The sequence below is a fragment of the Pseudomonas sp. 8_5_2 genome (assembly GCF_059295255.1).
On the sequence record NZ_CM181238.1, the window covers coordinates 3,394,604 to 3,420,226 of the forward strand.

Annotated in this window: 20 protein-coding genes; 6 read left to right on the top strand and 14 right to left on the bottom strand. The window is 55.9% G+C overall.

All coding sequences use genetic code 11. The features are described 5' to 3' along the window. Nucleotides 1–11: 11 nt before the first annotated feature. Nucleotides 12–947: a VOC family protein gene (locus AC5O5R_RS15560; RefSeq protein WP_494514515.1), complete on the top strand. Its 936-nt coding sequence runs from the start codon at nucleotides 12–14 to the stop codon at nucleotides 945–947. Nucleotides 948–1,070: 123 nt separating this feature from the next. On the opposite strand, the gene AC5O5R_RS15565 is transcribed toward AC5O5R_RS15560, so the two are convergent. The 12 genes from AC5O5R_RS15565 to AC5O5R_RS15620 all read right to left on the bottom strand — a co-directional run bounded on the left by AC5O5R_RS15565 (nucleotide 1,071) and on the right by AC5O5R_RS15620 (nucleotide 15,956). Beyond that, the gene (locus AC5O5R_RS15565) at nucleotides 1,071–1,946 is read right to left on the bottom strand and encodes a formylglycine-generating enzyme family protein (protein ID WP_256678483.1); all 876 of its coding nucleotides are present in this window, start codon (nucleotides 1,944–1,946) and stop codon (nucleotides 1,071–1,073) included. A gap of 101 nt (nucleotides 1,947–2,047) precedes the next feature. Next, nucleotides 2,048–3,685 carry an arylsulfatase gene (locus AC5O5R_RS15570; RefSeq protein WP_494514516.1) on the bottom strand — a complete coding sequence of 546 codons (1,638 nt, stop codon included), beginning with the start codon at nucleotides 3,683–3,685 and terminating at the stop codon, nucleotides 2,048–2,050. Between the two features lie 14 nt (nucleotides 3,686–3,699). Beyond that, nucleotides 3,700–4,488 carry a cyclase family protein gene (locus AC5O5R_RS15575; protein WP_172226483.1) on the bottom strand — a complete coding sequence of 263 codons (789 nt, stop codon included), beginning with the start codon at nucleotides 4,486–4,488 and terminating at the stop codon, nucleotides 3,700–3,702. Nucleotides 4,489–4,537: 49 nt separating this feature from the next. Further along, nucleotides 4,538–5,491 (bottom strand): NAD-dependent epimerase/dehydratase family protein, encoded by a 954-nt coding sequence (locus tag AC5O5R_RS15580; protein WP_172226480.1) that lies wholly within the window; start codon nucleotides 5,489–5,491, stop codon nucleotides 4,538–4,540. Next, nucleotides 5,482–6,474, bottom strand: a complete 993-nt coding sequence (locus AC5O5R_RS15585; protein WP_172226477.1) for a fumarylacetoacetate hydrolase family protein — start codon at nucleotides 6,472–6,474, stop codon at nucleotides 5,482–5,484. The genes AC5O5R_RS15580 and AC5O5R_RS15585 overlap by 10 nt, the downstream gene beginning before the upstream one ends. Next, complete coding sequence (locus AC5O5R_RS15590; protein WP_172226456.1) at nucleotides 6,474–7,043, bottom strand: cupin domain-containing protein; 570 nt, start codon at nucleotides 7,041–7,043, stop codon at nucleotides 6,474–6,476. Before AC5O5R_RS15590 ends, AC5O5R_RS15585 begins: the two co-directional genes overlap by 1 nt. Before the next feature lie 160 nt (nucleotides 7,044–7,203). Next, nucleotides 7,204–8,412: an MFS transporter gene (locus AC5O5R_RS15595; RefSeq protein WP_172226453.1), complete on the bottom strand. Its 1,209-nt coding sequence runs from the start codon at nucleotides 8,410–8,412 to the stop codon at nucleotides 7,204–7,206. A 96-nt stretch (nucleotides 8,413–8,508) separates the two neighbouring features. Continuing rightward, nucleotides 8,509–10,950: an efflux RND transporter permease subunit gene (locus AC5O5R_RS15600; protein ID WP_494514517.1), complete on the bottom strand. Its 2,442-nt coding sequence runs from the start codon at nucleotides 10,948–10,950 to the stop codon at nucleotides 8,509–8,511. 5 nt (nucleotides 10,951–10,955) lie between these two features. Then, a complete protein-coding gene (locus tag AC5O5R_RS15605; RefSeq protein WP_172226445.1) occupies nucleotides 10,956–12,056 on the bottom strand; it encodes a WD40/YVTN/BNR-like repeat-containing protein in 1,101 nt (366 codons plus the stop codon). Nucleotides 12,057–12,110: 54 nt separating this feature from the next. Continuing rightward, a complete protein-coding gene (locus AC5O5R_RS15610; RefSeq protein WP_494514518.1) occupies nucleotides 12,111–13,475 on the bottom strand; it encodes a DUF1329 domain-containing protein in 1,365 nt (454 codons plus the stop codon). A 10-nt stretch (nucleotides 13,476–13,485) separates the two neighbouring features. Then, nucleotides 13,486–15,165, bottom strand: coding sequence for a DUF1302 domain-containing protein (locus tag AC5O5R_RS15615; RefSeq protein ID WP_172226442.1), 1,680 nt, complete (start codon nucleotides 15,163–15,165; stop codon nucleotides 13,486–13,488). Nucleotides 15,166–15,485: 320 nt separating this feature from the next. Further along, nucleotides 15,486–15,956 (bottom strand): MarR family winged helix-turn-helix transcriptional regulator, encoded by a 471-nt coding sequence (locus AC5O5R_RS15620; protein ID WP_494514519.1) that lies wholly within the window; start codon nucleotides 15,954–15,956, stop codon nucleotides 15,486–15,488. Between the two features lie 286 nt (nucleotides 15,957–16,242). Between AC5O5R_RS15620 and AC5O5R_RS15625 the strand changes: the two genes are divergently transcribed. The 5 genes from AC5O5R_RS15625 (at nucleotide 16,243) to AC5O5R_RS15645 (ending at nucleotide 22,486) form a co-directional block, all read left to right on the top strand. After that, the gene (locus AC5O5R_RS15625) at nucleotides 16,243–17,196 is read left to right on the top strand and encodes a PDR/VanB family oxidoreductase (protein WP_172232530.1); all 954 of its coding nucleotides are present in this window, start codon (nucleotides 16,243–16,245) and stop codon (nucleotides 17,194–17,196) included. 38 nt (nucleotides 17,197–17,234) lie between these two features. Next, entirely contained in the window at nucleotides 17,235–18,308 is a 1,074-nt protein-coding gene (locus AC5O5R_RS15630; protein ID WP_494514520.1) for a Rieske 2Fe-2S domain-containing protein, read from the top strand. Between the two features lie 146 nt (nucleotides 18,309–18,454). Further along, a complete protein-coding gene (gene fdhA / locus AC5O5R_RS15635; RefSeq protein WP_494514521.1) occupies nucleotides 18,455–19,651 on the top strand; it encodes a formaldehyde dehydrogenase, glutathione-independent in 1,197 nt (398 codons plus the stop codon). Nucleotides 19,652–19,844: 193 nt separating this feature from the next. Further along, entirely contained in the window at nucleotides 19,845–21,179 is a 1,335-nt protein-coding gene (locus AC5O5R_RS15640; protein ID WP_172232141.1) for an MFS transporter, read from the top strand. A gap of 32 nt (nucleotides 21,180–21,211) precedes the next feature. Continuing rightward, the gene (locus tag AC5O5R_RS15645; RefSeq protein WP_172232139.1) at nucleotides 21,212–22,486 is read left to right on the top strand and encodes an OprD family porin; all 1,275 of its coding nucleotides are present in this window, start codon (nucleotides 21,212–21,214) and stop codon (nucleotides 22,484–22,486) included. A 107-nt stretch (nucleotides 22,487–22,593) separates the two neighbouring features. Here the strand turns inward: AC5O5R_RS15645 and AC5O5R_RS15650 are convergent, their stop codons facing one another. Beyond that, the gene (locus AC5O5R_RS15650) at nucleotides 22,594–23,106 is read right to left on the bottom strand and encodes a DUF3830 family protein (RefSeq protein WP_494514522.1); all 513 of its coding nucleotides are present in this window, start codon (nucleotides 23,104–23,106) and stop codon (nucleotides 22,594–22,596) included. Further along, complete coding sequence (locus tag AC5O5R_RS15655; RefSeq protein WP_172227208.1) at nucleotides 23,103–24,845, bottom strand: KAP family P-loop NTPase fold protein; 1,743 nt, start codon at nucleotides 24,843–24,845, stop codon at nucleotides 23,103–23,105. The genes AC5O5R_RS15650 and AC5O5R_RS15655 overlap by 4 nt, the downstream gene beginning before the upstream one ends. Nucleotides 24,846–25,623 lie beyond the last annotated feature (778 nt).

Consider the following 25,623-nt stretch of genomic DNA (forward strand, 5'->3'; position numbering starts at 1 on the left):
GAGAAAAAATAATGAAGATCATTGGACCTGACTACCTTGTCTTCGGCGTCGACAACGTAGACGACTGCATCCAGTACCTCACTGACTATGGCTTGAAACCTCAAAGCCGCGAAGGTGGTGGAACCTATCTCGAAGCATTGGATGGTACTGGCGTAAAAATCTATCCGCGAAGCGACGCAAGTTTGCCTGCGGCGATGGAAACGGCCACGACCTTGCGGGAAACGGTTTACGGCGTTGCCGATGAAGAATCGCTACAGGCAATTGAGTCCGAGCTGCGAAAAGATCGTGAGGTCGTGCGCGGAGAGGATGGCGTCCTCCGTTGCCGCGACGACATGGGATTCGCTCTTGGCTTCCAGATCACTAAACGCCGTGCACTGGACCTCCCCGCTGAAGCCAGTCATGCACCTGGCGCTCCTGCTGCACGTGCTGTGAACGCCCTAGGTGCAAGCAACGACATCGCAGCGCTGCCTCGTAGCCTGTCACATGTCGTTTACTTCGTCCCTGATGCAGTCAAAGCAGAGGCTTTCTACAACCGCCTGGGCTTCGTCTGCACAGATCGATTTGTCGACACAGGCCCATTTTTGCGGCCTGCCGGCACTCAAGATCACCACACCCTCTTCCTGATCCAAACGCCTCCATTCATGAAAGGGATCGAGCACTTCACGTTCCATCTCGGAGGCCCAACTGAAGTGATGTTGGCGGGTAGCCGCTTTGTCGAGAAGGGCTATGAATCATTCTGGGGGCCTGGTCGGCACCAGCTCGGCTCGAACTGGTTCTGGTACTTCAATAGCCCGATGGGCTGCCACGTTGAATACGATGCTGATATGGATATGCATGACGAAGGATGGACAGCACGCGTGGCCGCACCTGGGGCTGACAATTCGCAATACTTCCTCTTCCATTACCAGCAGAAGTGGTTCCCGGGCGGCCCACCTGCGAAGCACTGATTAAGGTTTCAATCACCTCCTCTTCAACCGCATCAAGTTAAGCGCCCTGGATCATGAGGGCGCTTCTTTTCGTACTTATCGACATCAAACCATGTGGATAGTCATCTATCGACGGCAACTCAGTTAGTAGCGAGAAATGCGCTTGATGGTACGAAACCCTACATGTGAAGTGGCGAGATCAGAAGCCTGTCGCTCCCGAGCTGCGGAACGAAAACGAGCGCAGTAGGATGTAGCGCAGAGGTAGGAGCCGCCCTTGATTATCCGCGGTTCGGAGCTGGGTGGCGTGCTTCGCAAAGTAGAAGGGTCACCATTCAGGTGCCCAAGCAAGGGATTTCGCTGGGTGTCAGTGGTCCACTCCCAGACATTCCCAATCATGTCGTATAGCCCGTAACCATTAGGTACAAAACACCCTACAGGTGCTAAACCAGCAAAACCGTCCTCGACGTCATTCACTAAAGGAAAAACACCCTGCCAGTAATTGGCGCTGGGTCTCCCATGCGAGTCTCTTGGCTCCTCGCCCAACCGTTGAGAGCTATGCCCACCCCGGGCTGCAAATTCCCAGTGCGCTTCATCAGGTAGTTCATTGCCACGCCAGCGAGCATAGGCTTCAGCATCTGCCAAAGTGACTTGGGTTACAGGATGATTATCCAGCGACGCCGCAGGCTGACCAGGGCCGTCGGGATATCGCCAGTTAGCCCCGAGGACAAACTTCCACCAAGGCATAGGCGAGGTGTCCTCTAGATCCGGAACCCGAAAGACCGCCGCACCGCCCACACGCTCAGCATCAGTTACATAACCTGTTGAGGCGACAAAATCTGAAAATTGCGCACGGGTTACCTCAGTCCGATCAATCCAGAAGCCATCTATCTCAATTGGCGCAAGCGGCCGCTCATCCAGATACCCGCCTTCAACGCCTGGTGTGAAGCGCCCGCCTTCCACGAACACCATGCCTGCGTGGTCACGTTCCCCCCAACCTGGTGGCAGACCTTCATAAGCCATACAGCCCTCGAGCTGACCTAATGCAGGGAGCGTTCGGGGCCAGTTCGCCAAGCCAGCTAAAGCCAGCAAGGTTATGCTAGCCATAGCCGTCCAGGTTCGAGTCATTGAGCTTGCTCTTGGGGAGGGCTCACAACACCGACACGGGTCGCATAGTTTTGCCAATCGCGCTTGAGCCTCTCCAATGTTTGAGGTGAGTCAGCTGAGAGGTCATCAACTTCACCTCGATCACGTGAAAGGTCGAACAGTTGCCAGCGAAGCGGTTTCGGAGCCTCACCTGGAAGGGCCCAGGGTCTCAAACCGAGGAGTTTGAGATTGCCTTCGCGGTAATACAGACTGCCGAAAAGCTCACCGGCAAATACCCTCGGTTTAGCCGCCTTCCCTTTCAGCATCGGTAGCATCGAGAGGCCAGTGATGGGGTGTTTAGGTTGACCATGATATTGGTTACCAGGATCTTTCACACCCGCCAAGGACAAGAACGTTGGGGCCAAATCATCGACTCGCGCCACACCTTGCTCTACCCCCTCACGGGCGAACTGCTGCGGCATGTGGACGATAGCGGGGACACTGATCCCTCCCTCAGCGGTGCTGCCTTTGAATAATCTGAAAGGTGCAGAGCTGACCTCAGCCCATCTCAACCCGTAGTCGATCTGCGAGCCCCGCCGGCCAAGGTTGCCCAAGCTGTTATCTGTATCCGGGCCCGCCGGGTAAAACAGTTCATGACGCTCGCCCGCTGCACCATTGTCAGACATGAACACAATCAGGGTGTTTTCGTACTGTCCGGATGCTTTTAAATAATCGAGCAAGCGCCCTACGTTATGATCGAGGTTATCGACCATAGCCGCGTAGATTTCCATCTTGCGCGACTCAGTTTTTCGCTGCGCCGGACTGAGCTGTTCCCAACCTGGAAGCATCGGTGTGACGGGTAAGGTGGACGCTGGAACTGCTTCCGATGACAGCAGTCCTTTTTGTCGAAGCCGATCAATCCGAGCTTGGCGGACAATGTCATATCCTTGATCGTATCGACCGTGGTACTTGTCCAGATATTCATCCGGTGCCTGCAAAGGCCAGTGAGGAGAGGTGTACGCCACATAGGCGAAAAATGGCTTCTCACTACCGGTACTTCGACGCAAAAAGCTGATCATTTTGTCGGTGTAAAAATCGGTGGAGTAGAAGTCCTCCGGCAAATCTACCGGCTGACCATTTTCACGATAGGTGACCTCTTCGATCTTGCTGCTGGGTTTGGAGGGAGGCTTGAAATGCACCCCTCCTCCCTCCAGCAAGCTAAATGAGTTCTCAAAGCCTCGTTGATCTGGACCTTGATCCGGGGCTGAACCCAGGTGCCATTTGCCAACCATGCTTGTGCGGTAGCCTCCGTCACGTAGAAGCTCCGCGATCGAGTGGGCTTCCCGGTTGAGGTAACCCTCATATCCCGGCTTTCCGCGCTGAAACGGTTGCATCCCCTCAGCCATGGTACCGAGCCCGACAAGGTGGTTGTCAGTCCCAGACATCAACATGGCCCGGGTCGGGGAGCATGTTGGCGCTGCATACATGTTGGTTAAAACCAGTCCACTTGAGGCGAGCTTATCCAGGTTTGGTGTGCTGATCTCGCCACCAAAGGCGCCGAGGTCAGAGTATCCAAGGTCATCCGCAACGATCAGTAGGATGTTTGGTCGCTCCGCTGCTGCTGCCAACGCTGGCAGCAGCGATGCAAAAGCAGCCACGAGAAAAGGAAAGCGCATTAGAACCTCCCTTCTCACTCTTCAAAAATGGCCACCGCGCGAACAAATCCCGCGGAGGCATGTTTGATTTTGTAGGGGAAGCACGACACCAAGAAACCAGTCGATGGCAGCGCATCCAGATTGGCCAGCTTCTCCATCTGTCCATAGCCGATGTCACGACCAGCCTTATGGCCCTCCCAGATGATCGAGGCATCGCCACTTTCTGCAAATCGTTGACGGGTAAATTTGAATGGTGCATCCCAACTCCAGGCATCTGTGCCGACTACCCGAACACCATTTTCGAGCAGGTAAAGCGTCGCTTCACGCCCCATTCCAACGCCGGCATCAAGATACCCTGGTTGGCCGAACAAGCTGCCAGCACGCGTGTTAACCAGGACAATATCCAGCGGCTGTAGCACATAGCCGATACGCTTGAGTTCAGTCTCGACCTCAGCCGCGGTCACCACGTGACCGTCGGGGAAATCGCGAAAATCCAACTTGACACCCGGCTGGAGACACCACTCCAAAGGTAACTCGTCGATACCAAACGCTGGCTGCCCACCATTGGTAGTCGAGGCGTAATGCCAAGGTGCGTCCATGTGCGTGCCACTGTGCGTAGTGATCGACAGACGCTCTGCCGCCCATGACTCTTGCCCAGGCAATTGATCAATCGCAAGCCCTGGGAACATCGCAGCCATTTCTGGCCACCCCTCCTGGTGGTCCATGTAATCGATCCGCGGAAGAAGCGGCGGCGGATCAGTGTATGGATTGTTGTCCAGGGTTACGGATAGATCGACTAAACGGCGTTTTCGAGCCAGGGTCATGAGTGTTCCTCTTATTATCTTCTGGAGCGTTTTAGCGGACGCGTGCCCGCTAGCGGCGGGCGTAGCCCAAAGAGTTGCGTACTAAGTTCGTGGCAGAGATGTCGTTACGGAATCCACGTTCGCGCGCGAGCGGCGTGCGGATCGGAGGGTAGCGCCCGAACAGCGTTTCGAGATCGGGCTCTGGTCGATAGCTAAGCAAATGCCGTCGGTCATTTCCGAGGATCTTGAACAGAGCCTCTGCCACTTGCCCCACCGAGAGGTGCAGCACTGGTAGTTGCCAGATCCGCGGAGAGTCGGACGAGGTAACATTGATTTGCGCAGCGTGCAGCAGGTTGTCTACGCAGCACGCAGCGGACATCCACCACGCGCTAGCCTCAGGTGAAACTGGACACTCGTACTGCTCCCCCGCCGCAAGACGCTGCATCAAGTCACTCATGAATGCCGAACGCAGTCCATTAGGTTCGCTTGGACGGGCAACGATTCCTGGAAGGCGCAGCGCACGGCCATCAATCTCCCCGCGACGGCTCAAATCATTCAGTTCCGTTTCCACCATGAGCTTATGCGCGCCGTATGCCAAAGCAGGACGCGGTACGTAGCCCTCATCCATTTTGACCGGCAGCCCACCGCCATAGACCGCCACGCTGCTGGCGTAAACAATCACTGGTGGCTTAACCGAATCCCGCAGCTGAGAGAGGAGTTCCAAGCTAGCCATCAGGTTCACCTGACGGCCTAGCGAGTAATTCTTCTCTGCGGCCCCGCCGGCGACACTGACGAGGTGGAACACCACGTCGATGCCGTCGGCCAAGCTTCTTCTCAGGAGCGACGGCTCCGTGATGCTGCCGCTGACCAACCGTACTCTCGGATCATCCGGGATGTTGTCCAGGCAGTGATCAATCAGCACGAGGATGTCAATGGATTGCCCTCGCAAGCTTCCCTGTTTGAGCAAACGCTCCACCAGTAGCCGACCAACAAATCCAGCAGCCCCGGTGACCATCACTCGCATGTTGCACCCGCCTGAACCACTTGCTGGTCAATGGCTCCGAACAGCGGAGTGCCATCTCGGCAAACCGCCTCCATGCGTACTCGGTCACCAAATCGCATGAAGTTTGTTTGTGGGGCGCCATGAGCTATCGTCTCGATCGCTCGACGCTCGGCAATGCATGCTGAACCGACTTTACTGTCGGCGTTGGAAACCGTCCCTGAACCAATCACAGTGCCAGCGCTCAGTCGCCTGGTCAGTGCGGCATGGGAAATAAGCTGATGGAAGCCAAAGTGCATGGCTCCTCCATGGGGATGGCCGAACCACTTGCCATTCCACGTGACATTCAATGGCAGATGCACTCGTCCGTCACGCCAATCTTCACCCAGCTCATCAGGCGTAACTGCAACAGGCGCAAAGCTTGAGGAAGACTTAGCCTGAACAAAGCCAAATCCCGTTCTCATTTCCCTGGGTGCCAGAGCACGCAGGCTTACGTCGTTCAGCTGCAATATCAGTCGTATGTGGTTCAGCGCCTCTTCTGCGCTACACCCCATCGGGACCTCATCCACCAGCACTGCGAATTCGCCTTCGAAGTCGATACCATGGGCCTCGCTGGGTAATGCAATCGGATGCGATGGACCTAGAAAATCATCACCGGAACCCTGGTACATCAGTGGCGTGTGTTCAACGCCCTCTATCGCCTCCAGGTTGAAAGCGCGCTGCATCAATTCGCCATGGCTAAGAAAGCAGGAGCCATCCAGCCACTGCCATGCGCGAGGTAGCGGAGCGAGTACCTTCCCAGCATCGAAATCGATGATGCCTGGCACGTTACGCAGGTTGAGTGATTCGTAGCGCTCCTGAAGGAGGGCCTCTACCTGAGGCCATTTTTCTACGGCTAACTGCATCGTGGGGGCGATGTCTCCCGCATCTACGGCATGACGCAAATCACGAGAGACAACCAAAAGCCGCCCATCTGTAGTGCCGTCATCAAAAGAGGCGAGCTTCATTACAGCACCTCCTGCAAGCTTTCGGCATAGCGGCCATCAAGCAGGATGAAAACCATGCGGGCCATTTCACCGGTCCGATTACTCCAGGCATGGTTCGTACCACGCTGAACCACGACGTCACCTCGCTGTAGATGGATTTCTTCGTCGTCCAGAACCAGCCACACCTCACCTTCGGTGACGATGCCGTAATCGAGCGTTTCCGTTCGGTGCATAAGCTTGTGTTTCGAATCAGCACTGCTGGTGCCCGCGTGCGACTGCCCAATTTCAGCGAATGCAGCGGCGGCATCTTCAGCGCTAACCTGGTTCTGTACGCTATCAGGTGGAATATCAACCACTCGGATGACGCTACCGTGTGTCACTGGACTCAGCGCCAGCGCTTTCAGGGTCGGGTCTGCACCGTTATCCAGCATTGCCGGAGTGGCGTCACTGCTCCAGATTTCGTGGAACACCGTGCCTGGGACAGACTTCAGTGCAAAACTACTAGGAGTGGCTCCCGAACTCGCTACCACTGCCGAGCCCTCTGGGTTGTGCCCGGTTACCACACGCTTGAAAGAAGGAAGGGACTTCATAGGAACTCCATCAAAAACTGCGATAATCGAACGTGCCGTACAACTTCGATGAACGGCTTCATTCTGAGGGTGATTGCTCAGCCGAGCGCCGGCCTCATGCCGCCTTTCGGCCCATCAGTTTTCAATTCAGCTTTCATCGAGTGCGGTTTACGCGCCGGCATTACCCGTCTGTGGACTGCAAAGGCGCCGTTGCGACTTCAGCGCCACGAACCATTCGGGGTAGAAGCATGCAAGCAAGCGCCAGGAGTAACTGAATGCCGGCAATTGCAATGAGCGCATCAGGTAGTCGCCCATCAGAGGTACCACCTAATGACAAGACGACAAGTGGGCTGATGAACTCCCCCGCAAAAAGAGCAGCTGTGAAACCTCCCGCCGCCCGCCCTCGTTTTGAAGCGCTGGTTTGGGCCATCACCCATGTCACCAGCGTAGGTAGCATCAATCCAACGCCTGCACCATTGATGAACACAGCCACAGTCACCAGCTGCGCATCGTTTGTGCTGGCCATCAACAGACCGCCCAGGCCCGCAACGAAGAATGCGAGCAAGAGCAAATGCTGACGCGGAGTACGATGCAAGAATCGAAACCCTAAGGCGCCAACTAGAACGCCAAGCTGATTCGCCCCCATGATTAGCCCTATCTGCTGTGGAGAGTCGACACCCAGCAGTTTCAACAGAAAACCCGCCTGCACAGGGACAATGAAAAGGCTGATGCCGGCAAGCGCGCTGAAGAGGTACAACGTGAGCAAGCTCTTCCAGGGAAACTCTGAGTCGTCACGTGCTTTGGAGACGGTACCGTCCTTCGGCCGCTCCCAAAGCAACCAGGACATCAGGGGGAGCATTACCACAGCGGCTCCATAGAGGAAGAATGGCGTACGCCAACTGGAATGACCTAGTGCTCCTCCCAGGGCCATAAATACCGCTGCCGACAGCGATGTACAAACCATCTGCAAAGCGAACAGCCGCTCGCGTCGAGCCCCTTGAAAGTAGTCACCAATTAACGTCGTGCAACACGTCATGATGCCCGCCTCCGCCAAACCTAAACCCGCTCGGCTCGCCACTATGGCTGGCAAGGAATCAAGCCATATAGGCATCAGACCGAAGAAGCCATATAGCGCCACAGAGGTCAGAAGCAACGGCTTGCGACCTACACGGTCTGCTATCACGCCGGCCAACGGGGCGAACAGCGCGATCATTAATGCTGGAATCGTCAGACTGATGGGCACTAGAACCCCGGCCATTGGGCTATCAGCAAAATGCTCCTTCATGGCCGGCAGTATTGGAGCTAACAGAACAGCTCCCAAAACCGGCAAGCAACTGCCAAGCAGCAGTAGCAGTGACTGGGGCGCCCCAGCGCAGTTGTCAGCACGCATCCAACACCTCCGCCCAGTGGTGGCGTGGTGCTTCTGCGCCGAACGCTATCATCGCCAACTCATGTTCCATGATCATTTACTCTTTTTATTTTTGGCTCAACGATCAACCGAGTGCGCAGCCATAACTCGACCCTCGAGGGCGCGATCAGCTGCTTCCGCTGTCCTGGTTTGATGGGTCGATGGCAGTAGGAAATAAGCAAGGGCCGGAAGCAGAAGCAGTGCCCCCACCATGTTCCAGATGAACATGAAGGCCAGCAGTACCCCCATGTCCGCTTGGAACTTGATAGGAGAAAAGATCCAGGTACCTACGCCGATTGCCAGAGTCACCCCTGTCAGCATTACTACCTTCCCTGTAGAAAGCAGAGCACGGTAGTAGGCGTCAGATAGGGAGGCCCCTTGACGAAGATGCCCCAGCATGATGCTCATCACATACAGCGCGTAATCAACACCTATGCCCACCCCCAGAGCGATGACAGGCAAGGTGGCAACCTTCACACCGATCCCCAGCCAGACCATCAATGCCTCACATAGAATCGACGTAAGCACCAACGGAATCACGGCGCAGAGCGTTGCGCGCCAAGAGCGGAAAGTCACTAGGCAAAGCAGGACCACCGCGCCATACACCCAGAAGAGCATTTCGCGGTTAGCCTCTCGGACAACTATGTTGGTCGCGGCTTCGATGCCCGCATTGCCGGCAGCCATGAGGAATTTCACATCAGGGGTATCATTGGCTGCCGCAAACGCCTCGACATGCTCAACCAGTCGAGTCAGCGTTTCCGCCTTGTGATCAGTCAGATAGACATACAGCGTCAGGAGATTGCACGACTCGTTGTACAACCCGCGAGGGGCGCTGGCGGTGACCATGTTGAGCATGGCCTGGTTGTTCAGCAACTCGTACCATTTGGCGCTGCCTTCTGACAAACCAACCATCATTCGACGATTCAAAAGCGCCAGTGAATTCGTGGAATCAACACCTGGCAGGCTACGCAACTGCCAATCAAGCTCATCGACCTTGCGCAAAACATCGTAGTGCGCACAAGCACCCGCAGGCGTCTGCACCATGATTGCGAAAAGATCGCTGCTTGCTCCGAATGCTTGAGTAATGAAGGCGTCGTCGCGGTTGTAGCGTGAATCAACCCGCAGCTCCGGTGCCCCGGCGTCCAGGTCGCCAATCGCCAAGTGAAGGCTCACAGCGAAGCCCAGTACGGCCATGACCAAGCTCACGCCAATGCACGCTGAAGCCCATGATTTACGAGTGAATAGATCAAGGAAGCGCCAAAACGGATGGCGGGCCTGGCCACTCTCTTCAGCACGCTCACTGCGCAAACTAAGCTGTGCAGCCTTGGGGCTCACGCCCACGAAGGAAAGCAATACCGGCAATAGGATCAGATTGGTGAAAATCAACACCGCGACCCCGATACTGGCAATGATCGCCAGATCCTGGATGACGCGAATCTGAATGATCAACAGCACCGCAAAACCCACCGCATCACACAACAGCGCGGTCAGCCCGGCCAAAAACAAGCGACGGAACGTGAACCGGGCAGCAACGACTCGATGCATTCCACGGCCGATGTCTTGCATGATGCCGTTCATCTTCTGCGCGCCGTGGCTCATGCCGATCGCAAACACAAGGAATGGCACCAAAACCGAGTACGGGTCGAGCTGGAGGCCAAGGACTGGTAGCAGACCCAATTGCCAAACCACCGCAATCAGAGAGCACGCCACTACCAGCAGAGTGCTGCGAATGCAGCGAGTGTAAGCAAACAGCACCGCCGTGGTGATGAGAATAGCGACGCCGAAGAACAGAAGGATCTGCTCCAATCCATCGATCAGATCACCGACTTTCTTGGCGAATCCAACGATGTGGATGTCAACACCATCACCCTGGTGCTTCGCCCTTAGCGCTTCCAGTTGCTCCGCGAGCACCGAATAGTCCAGCGCTTTGCCATCAGGCGTACGTGCCAGGAGCGGTACGTAAATAATGCTGGAGCGCTGGTCGAACGCTACCAACTGACCGATCTCATTCGAAAGCTGTACGTTTCGACGCAAATCGTTGATCGATTTGGCGCTGCCATCGTAGTCGTCTGGGATTACCGGACCACCGTCCAAGCCTTCTTCAGTAACCGAAACCCAGCGGGTCGCTGGCGTCCAAAGCGACTTCATGTAGGCACGGTCTACCCCTGGGACCAGATAGATCTCTTCGCTGAGAGCTTGAAGCGCCCGGAGGTACTCTGGGTCATAAATATCGCCATTGCGGTTAGCCACCGCAATACGCAATGCGTTACCCAAGCCAGACAGCTCTTTTTGCCGGTCCAGGTAGTTTGAAATATAGGGGTGCCCGGTAGGGATCGTTTTCTCGAAGCTGGCGTTGAGTTCGAGCCGGGTTGACTGCCAGCCAAGCAGTACAGTTGCTAGAAGACAAAGCAGAAGCACCCAGTGACGGTGATTGAACAGAGCCCGCTCGACGATAGAGCCCGAGCGTGGATCGAATCCCTCGGGACCAGAGGGGGTTGGTTGGCGGCTAGCGCAATTCATAACACTCACTCCGAAACCGCTACTACGGGTTGCACGACACGCGAAAGCCCGGTGAAGCCAGCGAACACCAAGCTACCGTCGTTATTTTCAATCACTGCCGAAACGGGCTTTTTCAACGGTTCAAGAACTGGCTTGAACGCAGACAGGGAACTGGTAAATAGCCCACCGGCCTGATTGGTAAGCAGCACTCGGCCATCGCGTAAAGTGAGCGCATCACTGAAGGTAACCGGTGCTTGAGGTGGTATTTCTTCTGGGCTATCGGAACCTCTCGGCAGCACAAATGCGTGCCCCTTCAGCCCGCCGATCAGCATCGCCCCATCTCTACGCTGAGCCAGCGTAAACAAGCTACCTGGGTAACTTACTTCCAGTTGCTGGAAGCTCTGACCATCCCGGGAGCGAGCAAGGTAGCCCTGCTCTCCTGCCAAGATCCAAGTGTCACCTTGGCGAGCTACAGCATAAAGATGCAGACCCATGGGATTGTCGATCTGGCCCATTACTGAGTGCCAAGTCGTGCCACCGTCTTCAGTTCGCAGAGCCAGACCATAAGCCCCAACAACAAGTACCTGCTTAGCGTCGGTTACGGCCAAGGCGAGCAAGGGTTTGTCAGGTTCCTCTGCAATCAAGCGCTTCGCCGTCTCCAAGCGATTATCCGAGGCTTCAGAATCAACTGCGTTGAGCGCGTCGTGTTTAGCAGCAGCAAGCTCCAGCTCGGCAGCGCGCCGGCCATCCAATTGCAACAGCCAAGTCTCACCCGCATCGTGCGTAACTAACACGACACCGCTGTGCCCAACAGCCCATCCGTTTTTGTCATCGGCAAACTGTACAGCAGTCAAGCCTACGGACACGGGGACGGTCGCTTGATGCCACTGCTGGCCATTGTCGTCAGAGCAGACAATCAGTCCTCGCTCCCCTACCGCCACTATGCGACTCCCCGCCCGCGCCAATGCCATGTATACAGCCCGCTGCGGGGAAGGAACCATAGTCGCTGGGCTGCTCAACACGTTGCCCGCCTTAAGGTTCTGTGGTGATGCCTGCGCTAGGCAATGTGGGGCGGCCGGCAAAAGCAAGGCAAGCAACACGCCGCCTAGCTGACGTAATGTGTTCATATCTACCTCGAATTCCTAGCTGGAAAAGGAGGGCCGAAAGCCCTCCTCACATACTCAGCGGACGCCACGTCCGGCCATTGCGGCGGGCGAGAATTCGGCTGGCTTGTACTTGTCGACGACAGCGTACTGTTGATCCTTACCTGCGTAGAGGTTCTGCACAAACCACGCACCCGAGACCAAGTCATAGAAGCCGGAAGACAATTGAGCTACTGCGGGCAGATCAGGCATTACAACCGGGAGCGACCAGAGTGTTTTGGACAGCTGGCCATTCGCGTCCCAGCGATCACCCAGCATGGCTTGCCAGGTGTCCTCATCAAGGTAGTAGCGCCCTTTAGGCAGTTGATGGCGCTTACCTGGAGCCAGGTCCGCCTCCACAACCCATACACGATGCAACTCCCAGCGAACGTAGTCAGGATTCATGTGGTGCTTGGAAAAAAGATCCTCTGGCTTCGACGCTGCTTGTACCTTACTGGTGTTGTACGGAATGTACATTTCCTGCTTGCCGACAAGCTTCCAGTTGAATCGATCCATTCGACCTTGGAACACACTCAATTCGTCGAACGACATCACACCCGCGGTGGCTGGAGTCGGTGTGTCGCAACATGCATTGGGAAGCTTGCGCACCCGCCGCTGCCCGGTCAGGTACACATGTGCCTGGGTCTTATCGCCGTTAAGGTTGGTGCGCCCCATAATCTGTTCGCCAGCACGCAGTGGTGGCCCTACGTTGAGCAAGCGGAAGAGCCAGTAATCGCCATCGAAGGTCGATGCACTGCCATCCTTGTAGTAATAAGGCATCTCTTGGATAGCCTTACCGTCAGTGGTCATCACGGGAGCGCCGTCGGCTGTCATCAAGTAATGACGGAAATCCATCGCTACGGAGGTGCCACGCCAGTTCAGAACATGATTCCACATCGCCTCCGTCCCGTTCTTAGGCACTGGGAATGGAATACCGCCGTAAGCTCCCTCAGGAATCAAGCCCGCGCTGCTTTCCACCAGCTTTGCCTCGTGAGCATTTTTCAGCGTGTTGTCGTATACCCACTGAGGTGCAGCTGCGGTACGCCTTGTCTGGTAAACATCAATGCGATAGCTCTCTGGGTAGCGCTTGAACATCGCCTTGGTGCCCTCGCTAAGGCGAGTGGCATATTGATCCACATTTTTGGCAGTGATACTGAAAAGAGGTTTGTCCGCTGCAAACGGATCGCCGCGTTTCCCTCCCTCTTTGAATGAAGGGTCCACCTTCACGTACCCACCGTCCCAGGCTGGGATGCTGCCATCGGCGTTACCAGCACGCTCGGCCCCCAGCGGGGTCAATTGTTTGCCAAGATCATCAGGACCTGCGGCATGCGCAAGCGGCAGGCTCAGCGCAGCGGTACTGATCAATACTGCGCAGAGTGTCTTGAGAGAAAATGGTGTAGTCATGCGAGTCCCCTCAGAATGTTGTTTTAACCGAGAAGGCCAGGTAATCCCGGTCTTTCAGTGATTGTTTGAAGGTGAACTGGTTGGCCGAATTGAGGTTGGTGTCCTCAGGACCGTAGTAATGGGTGTACGTCAGACCGAACGTGACCCGGTCCATGTAGGTGGCGCTTACGCCGACGTTGAAATCCCCGCCTTTATCAGGCCCAAATGAGCTAACGACCGCGGACTTGCCCATCGGGAAGTAGCTGATACCCACAGGCACGCTGAGATCAATGCCGGGGAAAACCTGGCGATAGGTTGGTGAATACACAAGCTTGATGCCGACACCGTCATCCGTTGCACCGGGATCAAGCGCAGCCCTGTTTTTTGTCACGCTCAGCAAGCGGTTCCAGGCGATCTCTCCTACCAAGCTGGCCTCGTTCGAAATGAACGAAGGACCCAACGAAGCAATCATGTTGAGGTTCAAGTGGGCTGTGCGACCCACGGCATACAGAGGGTGGTCGTCATTGTCTGCCTGAAGCCCTGGCAACACCGTCTGGCCGTTAGAAACCAGAGGCATATTCCAACGCATAGAGGCCTCACCTGCGAAGCTGTATTCGTCCACGGTTGTGGAGAAGCTCGCCCCCAATGCACGTATATTCTCGGGGTAGACCCAGTAGTACTCCCCGACCTGGCCGGTCGCGAAATTCGGCCCGGTCGTGCTTGGCTTCAGATAAAGCTTGGGGGATTTGTCGTGATACTGGATTGCATAGAGACCGTATTCCACGGTATCTGCGGTGTAACGAAGCTGAAGGCCACCCTGGCCTGAACTCTTCGCTTCTTTATCGTTACCGTGAAAGAACGCGGCAGGACTGCCTGGATTACCGCCGAGGAAAGCCGGGAAAGGTTCGCCGACGATCAAGCGCTCGTTGCCCTCGCCAATCGTGTCGCTAACCGAGAAGTAGCTGCCAGCACCCGGTAACCGCGTCTCTTCCCACTCAAACTGATAGTAGGCTCCAACCGACAGATCGTCGGTCAGCTGATAGGTCGTGGAAAGCTGACTGACCGGACGAGTGATTTCCTTGAACTGGGTATTGGGTACGGAAATGGCCTTCACAACATCAACCGGAGCCATGCCTCCCGCAATGCCGTTAGCACCGAAGAACAGACTTTCGCCCCAAATGAGCCCATGACGCCCGGCCCGTACAGACAAAGCGCGGTCCGCGACACTGCCGTTCCAGTAGAGGAATGCATCGAGCAACTCACCATCACCACCATGCAGATGACGCGTGTCATCGGTGAACTCGTCATACGCCACTGAGCGGGCGTTTGCGCGGCTTGGGTCGTTGTTGTCGTTATCCTTCTGATACTCGGTATCGAACCAACCTGCCGCACTGACGCGAGCACCGAAATCTCGATAGCCAAGGTCCATCTCAGAGAGAACATCTAGACGATTTGAAATGAGACCCTTGTTGAAGCTGCGATCACCATCATCTTGGTTGAGCGCAACGGGACCGCTGGATAACTTGCTGCTCTGATCCTTCAGACGCCAGGCAGAGCTGTATTTGAGCGTGTTATCCCACCGAAGGGTCAGGTCAGGTGAACCGGTTTGAAATTCAAACGCTTGAGCGCTTGGGAAACCGCAGACCAACGCGGCAGCAACAGTCACGGCGAAGGGTGCACGCCGCGATATGGCACAGGAGCGAAAAGCCATTGAACAAACCCTCTCTTATTTTTTTTGTTGGCATTTTTTCTGTCACCGAGAGCTGGGTTAGGCTGCCCAGCTATGGCAGGCGTGTAGACCTGAGTGACCTCTCCTAGGCGGGATAAACCAGGAGTTGGCGACAGATTGACGCGGAGGGTTTGCTCTGACTAATCGCTTGTTCGGATGCGACCTATCGTGAACCGCGATACCTAAGCGAACTACAGAGCGAGAGAGGATCGCGCAGTGAGAGTGAGATGGATCTACAAAAAAGCTGTCCAATAGGACAGCTTTCCAAGCACTGAGGCCAGTTGAAGCGCGTGAATGAAGACCTAGGGCTTTTCTGGGTCGTATTCATTAACGTTGGCAACCTGGGCGTTCAGGCGACCAAGAAGATTAATCAGCGTATCCACCTCCGACGGAGAAAGGCCGCTCAGCAGGCGACGCTCGCGCTCCAGTGCGACCTTCAAGACTCGGTTATACAACTCCTTGCCGCTCGCAGTAAGCGAAACGGTATAGCGCCGTCCATCAGCAGGATCGACCTCAGTGCAGACCCGCCCCGCTACCTCTAGAGCATGTAGGGAGCGGCTGACAGCACTCTTGTCGAGACCGATCACCTGGCAGATACGATTGGCAGTGATCCCGCTTTCCACGGCCAGCATGGAAAGCATCCGCCACTCCACAACGCCTATCTCGAAGTGTTTCCGGTAGCACTGGGAGGCGCCGGACGAAAGCTTGTTGGATAAGAAATTCAGCAGCGCTGGCACGTAGCGAGCGAGGTCCAGCTGGGCTTCCGAGGCCATTGAGCGCACACCTCCAATCGGGATACTTAGAAATTAGTTGACACCGCAACTAATTGATCCGAGGATTAACTCAACCGATAGCTGGGGCCTGCCCAGCATAATATGCCCTCAAAGCACCTCACAAAAATAATTATCAGGTAGTGCCATGAAAACTCGCGATCCATTCGCCTCCCGCGTGTCTAGCCGGAAAGCTGGGCTACCTCCGTTCGCACCAGGCTGACCTCCCCACAGCCGAGTTAACCACCTGTAATTTTTTCGTAGCCACTTAAGTGTGGAGGGGTAAGTAATGCTTCAAGTCAACGTCAGCCGAAAGGCAAACGAAGCTGAAGGTGTATGTAGCTTTGAATTGTGTCCCGTGAATGGTGAAACCTTGCCACCCTTCGATGCCGGTGCTCACATCGATGTCCATATTCCTGGTGGGCTCATTCGCCAGTACTCGCTGTGCAATGACCCCCGACAGCGCAACCGCTATCTGATCAGTGTCCTCAAGGAGCCCAACTCCCGTGGTGGGTCAGAAGCGATGCACTCGGTAGTCGATCAGGGCGACAAACTGACCATCAGTGCGCCCCGTAACCTATTCAAATTGGATCATAGCGCTGCGCGTCATCTGCTTTTTGCGGGTGGTATCGGCATCACCCCGATCCTTGCTATGGCATTTGAGCTTGACCATCAAGGAGCTGACTTTGAGCTTCACTACTGCTTCCGCTCCTCCGAGCGAGCAGCCTTCGTCACAGCCCTCGCTGAAGCACCATTCGCGGATCGCGTAGTACTTCACGATGACAGCGGCCCGCAACAGCAAAAACTGAATGCTGCCGCGCTACTCGACACTGTCGATGAGGGACGCCATCTCTACGTTTGTGGCCCCTCCGGGTTCATGAACCATGTCCTTGAGACAGGTGCGGCTGCTGGCTGGCCGCAGGAACGCATGCACCGAGAGTTCTTTGCCGGGCAAGCGACTGATCAGAGTTCCAACATCAGCTTCGAGGTAGTGCTCGCCCGCAGCGGAAAAACCTTCGAGATTCCTGCTGACCGTACCGTGTTCGAAGTATTGGACGATGCAGGGGTCGAAATTGAGACCTCCTGTGAGCAAGGTGTCTGTGGGACCTGCGTGACGCGCGTGCTCGAAGGCATCCCTGACCACAGGGACCAGTTCATGACGGCAGATGAGCACGCCAGGAATGATTGCTTTACACCTTGTTGTTCCCGGTCCAAATCGCCTCGACTCGTGCTTGACCTTTAACTTCAAATAAAAACACTTACCGTTAAACGGAGACCACTATGGCTGCCGACCCACTGTCACTTGCCCACGATATTTCGCCCGCCAAACCTTCCACATTCCCGCTCAATCAATGGTATGTGGCTGCCCTGGGTTGGGAGCTCAAGGATCGCCCCATTGGCCGAACGTTGCTGAACAAATCAGTTGTAATGTTCCGCACAGGAGATGGCACGGTTGCAGCACTTGAAGATCGCTGCTGCCATAGGGCTTTGCCGCTATCCGACGGGACCCTTGAAGCGGGTGGCCTTCGCTGTGGCTATCACGGCCTGTTGTTCAATGAGGCAGGGAAATGCATTGAAATTCCTGGGCAAGACAAAATTCCGAGCAAGGCAAAGGTAGCGGCTTTCCACGTTGTTGAAAGAGATCAAATCGTCTGGATCTGGTTCGGGAGCCCCGAACACCCTGAGCCTGTCGGTGAACCTCCAGCCTACGACGTGCACAGCAGTGGCGAGTATCTTTTTGATGGTGATGTTTACCACTATGATGCCCCCTATCAACTCATTCACGACAACCTGATGGACCTTAGCCACCTGGGTTACGTCCATCTGCGCACGATCGGTGGAAATGCCAGCATTCACATGAATGCGAAAATGACCGTGGACAGTGACGAAAAGCATGTTCGTGTCGTTCGCCACATGCCTGGCTCCGTTCCGCCTCCGACATACATCGCCGCTTACCCATTCAAAGATACAGTCGACCGGTGGCAGGAAATTGTATTCCACATCAGCCACCTACGCATCTGGACAGGTGCTGCAGATGCAGGAACGGAGTCCCTGGATAATCCAGGACGTGGGGGGTTCCACATGCGAGGATTCCACGGTGTCACCCCAGAGACCGAAACTACCAGCCACTACTTCTGGACGATCGCCACGAATCCGAAAAGCAATCATGAAGAAGTCAAGGCGAAGGTCGTGCAACAAACCATGATGACGTTCGATGAAGACAAGGTAGTCATCGAGTCTCAATACAGGAACATGTGCCGATTCGGTCAGCGGCCCATGATTGATATCCATGTCGATGCAGGCGCCAACAGAGCCCGCCGAATCATAGAAAAACTTTGCAACTCCATAGGTTGAGTGCGCAGTGCATTTATATCGTGCGGGTATCTATGCACTTTTTTTACATGCAATGATTGCAACACTGCCCCGCCCGGGGCTCTCTGAAGCACTCATCACCCGAGTGTAACTTGTTCAAGACCACTACAAGAGAGTGAGGCATCGTTATGTCCGGAAATCGTGGCGTTGTATATCTCGGCGCCGGTAAGGTAGAGGTGCAAACTATTGATTACCCCAAAATGCAGGACCCGCGGGGCAAGAAGATCGAGCACGGCGTGATCCTCAAGGTGGTTTCCACCAACATCTGCGGCTCCGACCAGCACATGGTTCGCGGCCGCACCACTGCCCAGGTCGGCTTGGTGCTGGGGCACGAGATCACCGGCGAAATCGTCGAGCTGGGCCGTGACGTCGAACGCCTGAAAATCGGTGACCTGGTGTCGGTACCGTTCAACGTCGCCTGCGGGCGTTGCCGCTCGTGCAAAGAGATGCACACCGGTGTCTGCCTGACCGTCAACCCGGCCCGCGCCGGCGGCGCCTACGGTTATGTCGACATGGGCGACTGGACCGGCGGCCAGGCCGAATACGTGCTGGTGCCGTATGCCGACTTCAACCTGCTGAAACTGCCGGATCGCGACAAGGCCATGGAAAAGATCCGCGACCTGACCTGCCTGTCCGACATCCTGCCGACCGGCTACCACGGCGCCGTCACTGCCGGTGTAGGCCCAGGCAGCACCGTCTACGTCGCCGGTGCCGGTCCGGTCGGCCTGGCCGCTGCGGCCTCGGCACGCCTGCTGGGCGCCGCCTGCGTAATCGTCGGTGACCTCAACCCGCTGCGCCTGGCCCACGCCAAGTCGCAGGGCTTCGAAGTGGTCGACCTGTCCAAGGACACCCCGTTGCACGAGCAGATCGTCGACATCCTCGGCGAGCCAGAAGTGGACTGCGCCGTCGACGCCGTCGGCTTCGAGGCCCGTGGCCATGGCCATGAAGGCGCCAAGCACGAAGCCCCGGCCACCGTGCTGAACTCGCTGATGCAAGTGACCCGCGTGGCCGGCAACATCGGTATCCCGGGCCTGTACGTGACCGAAGACCCAGGCGCGGTGGATGCCGCCGCGAAGATCGGCGCACTGAGCATTCGCTTCGGTCTCGGCTGGGCGAAGTCGCACAGCTTCCACACTGGCCAGACCCCGACCATGAAGTACAACCGGCAACTGATGCAGGCAATCATGTGGGACCGCATCAACATCGCCGAAGTGGTGGGTGTGCAGGTGATCAACCTCGACCAGGCGCCGGAAGGCTATGGCGAGTTCGATGCGGGGGTGCCGAAGAAGTTCGTCATCGACCCACACAAGACCTTTAGTCACTAGCCACTAATCCATGGTGAACCCCGGCATCGCTTGAAGCTTGATGCCGGCGTTCCTGCAAGTCGCTTTGCATGCGCCACAGATCACAATAAAAAAGGTAATGCCATGTCTACCCGACTCTCCCCTCAGGCAGGGCTGAGCAGCGCGTCCGCTCACCTGCCCTTGCGGTCTTTCAACAATCGAGAGGCCTGCGATCATGATTGACATCGTCACAAATGAGCTCGATGACAAGCGGATGTCCTCCTTCCAATGGTGGGTAATAACGCTGTGTTTCGTGATCAATATGCTAGACGGATTCGACGTTCTGGTGATGGCCTTCACAGCCTCTGCTGTAGCCACTGACTGGGGGCTCAACGGGCTCCGGCTTGGCTATCTGCTGAGCGCTGGCTTGGTCGGCATGGCAATTGGCTCACTGTTCATTGCTCCCTGGGCTGATCGTTTCGGCCGCCGGCCGCTCATTCTTGTATGTGTGGCCGTGGCAGGGGCTGGCATGCTTGCATCGTCACAAGCTTCCGGCCCTGAAATGCTCGCAGTATTTCGTTTCCTTACAGGCCTTGGAATTGGCGGGATCCTGGCAAGCAGCTATGTCATCGCTGGCGAATACGCCAACAAGCGTTGGCGCGGCCTCGCAATCAGCCTGCAATCCACGGCTTATGCCCTGGGTGCAACCATTGGAGGCCTTATAGCAGCGAACATGATCCCTGCACTGGGATGGAGATCCGTCTTTCTTTACGGAGGTTTCGTTACGCTCGCAACGCTCCCCGCTTTGTTTATCTGGCTGCCAGAATCGCTCGCGTTTTTGATGTCGCATAAATCAGACGGGGCAATCAGGCACATCAACCAATTGCGCCTCAAAGTAAAACTCGCGCCACTCACTGAGATGCCTCAGGCCCGCCTGATAACACGCACCTCACTACGGGCATCGTTTGCTCAACTGTTCTCCCCTGCCCTGTTGCGCTCCACCTTGCTGATTTGGGCGTCATTTTTCCTGGTCATGTTTGGTTTTTACTTTGTAATGAGCTGGACCCCGCGACTGCTTGTCACTGCGGGACTTTCCAACGAGCAAGGCATTACCGGAGGCGTGTTGATCAACGTGGGCGGCATAGTCGGCACCGCGTTGCTAGGGCTATTGGCTGCACACTTCCGACTGGCCAAGGTGTTGATGATCTACCTCCTCGCCAACGCATTGCTGCTCACAGTATTTGTGGGATTCACAGACAGGCTGAACCTGGCATTCGTCCTGGCAATCTTCATCGGTATCTTCGTGAATGGTTGTGTGGCGGGCCTCTATGCACTAACGCCGTCTATCTACGACGCGGGTCAGCGAGTCACCGGCCTGGGTTGGGGTATCGGCATCGGCCGAGCGGGCGCAATCGCCTCCCCGCTTGTAGCGGGGCGCCTGATCGATGCGCAATGGACGCCTTCTAACCTGTACATGCTGTTCGCAATGACGTTCGTGCTCGCAGCCATAGCGGTCGCGCTACTGAGAGTAAGTCCGCCCAAAGCCATCCCATCTGTCACAAGCCTCTGAAATACCAAATACATAACAAGAAGGTAAATCCGATGCGACGCTATGCCGATTGCTTGCCGGTACTTGCGCTAGGCGTGCCATGCGTATGCCTGAGCACTTTTGCTTCAGCCGGTTTTTTGGAAGACAGTACCCTTGCCCTGACCACCCGAAATTATTACCTCGACCGAGACTACAAGGGGGAATCGACGGTCTCGGCCGTGCGCGAATGGGCGCAGGGCTTCATTTTCAAAGCTAATTCCGGTTACACAGACGGCCCTGTAGGTTTTGGGCTGGATCTCACAGGAATGCTGGGGATAAAACTTGATTCATCACCTGAACGGTCTGGCACACAGCTTTTGCCTGTAGATCCTCAGACGCGTCGAGCAAAAGATGAATACTCGGAACTCGGCGTCGCGGTCAAAGCTCGATTTTCACAGACGCGTGTATCCTTGGGCACACAACTTCCTACGCTGCCTGTCATCACTGCAAGCCCGGCGCGCCTGCTGCCACAAACTTTTCAAGGTGCGTCTATTACCAGCTCGGAACTTGAGAAGCTCACCTTACAGGCCGGGCGGATGGATCGGGTCAATCTCCGGGACTCGACAAACAATCAGCCTTTGGCCATGGCGTCTCCGAACGGACGGTTCAAGCCTGGCGTATTCTCTGATCGCTTCGACTACCTGGGGGGTGAATACCGCATTTCAGAAAACTTTCTAGCGCACTATTACCATGCCCGCCTTGAAAATATCTATGAGCAAGACTTCATTGGAGGCATTTACTCAGTGGCGGCTGGGCGCGGAAAGTTGAAAACCGAGTTGAGAGTATTCGATAGCCGAGAGAACGGACGTGCTGAAGCAGGTAGCGTAGATAACCTTAATGCCGGGTTGACAATGAGCTACCAGACGGGCGGGCATACGTTGGGGCTCGGCTACATGTATCAGAGCGGCGATACAGCCTTTGCGTACCTCGCTGGAGGCGAGCCCGTGGTGTTGAGTGACGGTACGATGAGTGCGGATTTCGTCAACCCAAAGGAGCGAACAATGCTGATTCGATACGATTACAATTTTGTAGCGATGGGTATTCCAGGGCTGACAGGAATGGTCCGCTATCTGAGGGGATCAAATATTGATTTACCCCATCTCGGAGGGCGTGACCTCACTGAGTCTTCGAAAGACCTTGAGCTGTCCTATGTAATACAATCGGGCCCTGCCAAAGACTTAGCCTTTAGAGTGCGGCATGCGTTCTATCGAAACGACTTGAGCGCTGCGGCAACGTTCCGGGACGATAACGAAACCAGGGTAAATATAGACTACACGCTGAAATTCTAACGATTCCGTCAGCCGTATACTGATCCCTGTACCCGGTGGCTTCAGCTATCTGCTATCGCTGGCAGCCAGGGAGATAGCGCCCTGACTGCCAATCGTGTCAGGTCCCCTCAACCCTCTCGTGAGAGCACCAGCGTACAGGCACCACGCTGGCGCATCTCATTGCAGCAACGCGCAAGCTCCGCCAGTTCAGACGGTTCAACCTTCGCCACGACGCTTCCCGCTAACCAACCGACGGGGAAGAGCAAACGCCCGCCATGGCCATAGAAGAACCCAAGATCAAAAATGGGTTGCGAGTTGCCGCCCCACATCCGAGCTGGCACGTAGATAAGCACAAGGTCACCCGCCTGAGGTGTCACCGTAGCGTTCTCATTAGGGAGAGCACGCGTACTCCAGTCCGGGGGAATCAGTCCCGAAGGGATGGGGCAGGAAATTTCGGGCCCGCTCCACATCGCATGGAGCGCTGGCATCTCACGGGGCTCGGCAAGAAAATCCCACAGAAATTCCGCGTTGTCTGGAGCGAGCCCCTGCAGCACCTCGAAGCTCACTGACAGGCCACTTGCTTGCTCACTGAGGCGAATGCGCTTGGTCAATGGATTAGCAATTGATAATGAAGTCGTCATGCCGAGGCCTTGTGTAGAATTTGGTTGAGGAATGCTTTAGTCCGCTCGTGCGAAGCCTGTGTGAAGAAAGCTTCCGCGGTGTTCTGTTCAAGGATGCACCGCGACGAAGCATTCCCTTGCCACGCCTTAACCATCGCAAGCTCGGTCTGCTCGCTGTCGACGGCGCTAATAGCTCTGGTTAAGTGCTCATTCGCGCCCGTAGCCACCTTCAATGCATCTCGAAGCTCACGAGCGGCGGGAGTCATGTTGTCGTCGCCAAAATCGCGGGTCGCTGTATCTCTGCTGAGGTGGAGTAACGGGCGCAGGTCGGCAGCCCCCAGGGGCGGTGCCAGCTGCAACCATTCGAGGACAAACGGGTCGTCGCCAAATAGCTTGGATTGGGTGCCTCCAGCCCGGGCGACCTCCTCAGCCTGCAGGAGCTCCTGCACCTTGCCATCGTTCTCAGAATTAACCATCGACGACAACGTATCAGCCAGCTCCCCCTTGTAACGCTCCAGCAAGTGCCACTTGGCCAAGGCCGGGATATCTAGGGTGATACCTTGAGGTAACGCTAAAGACTCACGCAGGTACACCGTGTTCAAAAAGCGCTTCATCAGTCGCGGATTTGCGCTGATGCTGGTCGACTGGAACATGAGCGTGGCCAACCCCTGCGCCAGATCCATGAGCTCTTGAAGTCGACCATCCGAGCCTACGAGCTCCCGCAGGAATGCGGACGATATGGTTTCCCCAAGCCAGCTTCTCGCCAGACGCTGAGGGATTTCCACCTTCGCACGGTCGAATCTTTCCTGAGGGAAGCCGCCGCTTCTGGCTTCCTTTTCGAGCAAGAGCAGCACCAGGTAGACCTTGGCCTCGTTCACCCCGATGCGGGGCACATGAAGAGGCACCTGAATCAGCTTGTCGAAATAGTTGGTAGCGATGTTGCTCTTGATCCCCGTGCCTTCGAAATGCTTCTTCACCGCACCATGGATGAAGTCATTATCCGCAGCAATCACAAAGGCAGTGCGTTTGAGGAAAAGCAGTAACCGGATGGACTCGAGGGTTGAAATGGCGGTCTCCGGCAGACACCGATCCAGGTCATCCACGAACACCACGAGGGTGATGCCGAGCTCTTCCAGCAGTTTTTCAAGGGCAAGCCGGAAAGCATGAATTTCGTTCGGCAGGGAAAGAGGTTTTGCTGGGTTTAACAGGCGGCCGGCTTTCAAATCCAGCGATCCCTCTTCATCCTTCTCATCATCCTTCTCTTTGCCCCCTGTATCTGCCGCCTGGGGGGCATCGCCCTCTGCAGTGAAAGCGTCCCAGAGGTTCGCCGCCTTTCCGATCGCCTTCCCGACCACACCAACGGGCACACCGGTCGTCAACGTAATCGCGGCTTCACCACCGATTTGAACGAGGCGTAAAAAGTTGATGCGCTTCCAGAGCTCCAAGGCTTTCTTCTGCAGTGGTGCGTTGCCCTTGGCGAGCTCGAGCACCTGGTCGCCTACGATTTGCAGTAGGGCACTACGTGCACTTTCGAAGTCCTGATACAACCATGGGTTGAAAGTAATCACGACATACCGGCACTCCGCAGAGGGCTGCTGGGCACCAGCGGATTCAGGCTGCTGGCTACCCCCGGCATCAAGCCTGGCTGCAATCATCTTCACCAGGGATGATTTGCCCGCTCCCCACCCACCTGAAACACCTATCGAGATCGGCTTGCCGTGACTCTGCCGGAGGAGGCTTGCGCAGGCATCGGCAACCACGCCAAACCCCCATCAAACTTTGCCTTGATTTCGGCGACAACATTCTTGTCTACGAAAATATTCGTGCCAGCCAAGCAATAGATTAACGGGAGCCAGCCACCATCAACTAAGCAAATGCTTTCATTTTTGATCGCTGGGTCAATCTGCAGACTTCTACAGATCCAGGTGCCTACCGGAGGCGCGCCAGGCTTAGAGGTGTTGCTTCCCACATCGACTCGCCCCCTAATTTCTACGAACAGAGGCTCACCCTTTTGATACTTGAACAAGTCGTCCAAAGTGAGGGGTTTGGCGGTAACCTCTCCCAAGACAATGCCATCGGCATCGGATGGCAACACTTCATCGTAAGCTAAAAGCATGACCGAAACGGGCGAACCTGCCTGCTGCAACTCAAAACCTCCCAGATTTTTACTATGGTGTGTTGGGTACCAACTGGATGATGAACTGACCTGTTTGTTGGACGTTGGACGGCGGAAGCCGTGTGGCGACGCATGTGCAGCGCTTTGAGATACCTGCTCTGATTTCAAAGGTAGCGCCAACTGAGCCCGTTAGTCGTCTTCCTTAACGGCGAATCCGACTCGAATAGGCGCCTTAGCGAACGCAATACGTCCATCACTATCCGTAAAAGGCCAGAGGAAGCCAACCTAAAAATGGGGGACCAGATGGGGGACCAAAAACGCCTGGACACAAAAAAGCCCCGAAAAATCAGGGCTTTAATGAGAATTAGTGGCGGAAGCGTAGGGATTCGAACCTGGTAAATAATCCCGCCGCAGTTGGCCGC

What these genes read in the sequence shown, in the direction of transcription:
- AC5O5R_RS15560 (WP_494514515.1), top strand. Translation starts at nt 12, where the DNA reads ATGAAGATCATTGGACCTGACTACCTTGTCTTCGGCGTCGACAACGTA.
- AC5O5R_RS15565 (WP_256678483.1), bottom strand. Translation starts at nt 1,946, where the DNA reads ATGGCTTATGAAGGTCTGCCACCAGGTTGGGGGGAACGTGACCACGCA.
- AC5O5R_RS15570 (WP_494514516.1), bottom strand. Translation starts at nt 3,685, where the DNA reads ATGCGCTTTCCTTTTCTCGTGGCTGCTTTTGCATCGCTGCTGCCAGCG.
- AC5O5R_RS15575 (WP_172226483.1), bottom strand. Translation starts at nt 4,488, where the DNA reads ATGACCCTGGCTCGAAAACGCCGTTTAGTCGATCTATCCGTAACCCTG.
- AC5O5R_RS15580 (WP_172226480.1), bottom strand. Translation starts at nt 5,491, where the DNA reads ATGCGAGTGATGGTCACCGGGGCTGCTGGATTTGTTGGTCGGCTACTG.
- AC5O5R_RS15585 (WP_172226477.1), bottom strand. Translation starts at nt 6,474, where the DNA reads ATGAAGCTCGCCTCTTTTGATGACGGCACTACAGATGGGCGGCTTTTG.
- AC5O5R_RS15590 (WP_172226456.1), bottom strand. Translation starts at nt 7,043, where the DNA reads ATGAAGTCCCTTCCTTCTTTCAAGCGTGTGGTAACCGGGCACAACCCA.
- AC5O5R_RS15595 (WP_172226453.1), bottom strand. Translation starts at nt 8,412, where the DNA reads ATGCGTGCTGACAACTGCGCTGGGGCGCCCCAGTCACTGCTACTGCTG.
- AC5O5R_RS15600 (WP_494514517.1), bottom strand. Translation starts at nt 10,950, where the DNA reads ATGAATTGCGCTAGCCGCCAACCAACCCCCTCTGGTCCCGAGGGATTC.
- AC5O5R_RS15605 (WP_172226445.1), bottom strand. Translation starts at nt 12,056, where the DNA reads ATGAACACATTACGTCAGCTAGGCGGCGTGTTGCTTGCCTTGCTTTTG.
- AC5O5R_RS15610 (WP_494514518.1), bottom strand. Translation starts at nt 13,475, where the DNA reads ATGACTACACCATTTTCTCTCAAGACACTCTGCGCAGTATTGATCAGT.
- AC5O5R_RS15615 (WP_172226442.1), bottom strand. Translation starts at nt 15,165, where the DNA reads ATGGCTTTTCGCTCCTGTGCCATATCGCGGCGTGCACCCTTCGCCGTG.
- AC5O5R_RS15620 (WP_494514519.1), bottom strand. Translation starts at nt 15,956, where the DNA reads ATGGCCTCGGAAGCCCAGCTGGACCTCGCTCGCTACGTGCCAGCGCTG.
- AC5O5R_RS15625 (WP_172232530.1), top strand. Translation starts at nt 16,243, where the DNA reads ATGCTTCAAGTCAACGTCAGCCGAAAGGCAAACGAAGCTGAAGGTGTA.
- AC5O5R_RS15630 (WP_494514520.1), top strand. Translation starts at nt 17,235, where the DNA reads ATGGCTGCCGACCCACTGTCACTTGCCCACGATATTTCGCCCGCCAAA.
- fdhA (WP_494514521.1), top strand. Translation starts at nt 18,455, where the DNA reads ATGTCCGGAAATCGTGGCGTTGTATATCTCGGCGCCGGTAAGGTAGAG.
- AC5O5R_RS15640 (WP_172232141.1), top strand. Translation starts at nt 19,845, where the DNA reads ATGATTGACATCGTCACAAATGAGCTCGATGACAAGCGGATGTCCTCC.
- AC5O5R_RS15645 (WP_172232139.1), top strand. Translation starts at nt 21,212, where the DNA reads ATGCGACGCTATGCCGATTGCTTGCCGGTACTTGCGCTAGGCGTGCCA.
- AC5O5R_RS15650 (WP_494514522.1), bottom strand. Translation starts at nt 23,106, where the DNA reads ATGACGACTTCATTATCAATTGCTAATCCATTGACCAAGCGCATTCGC.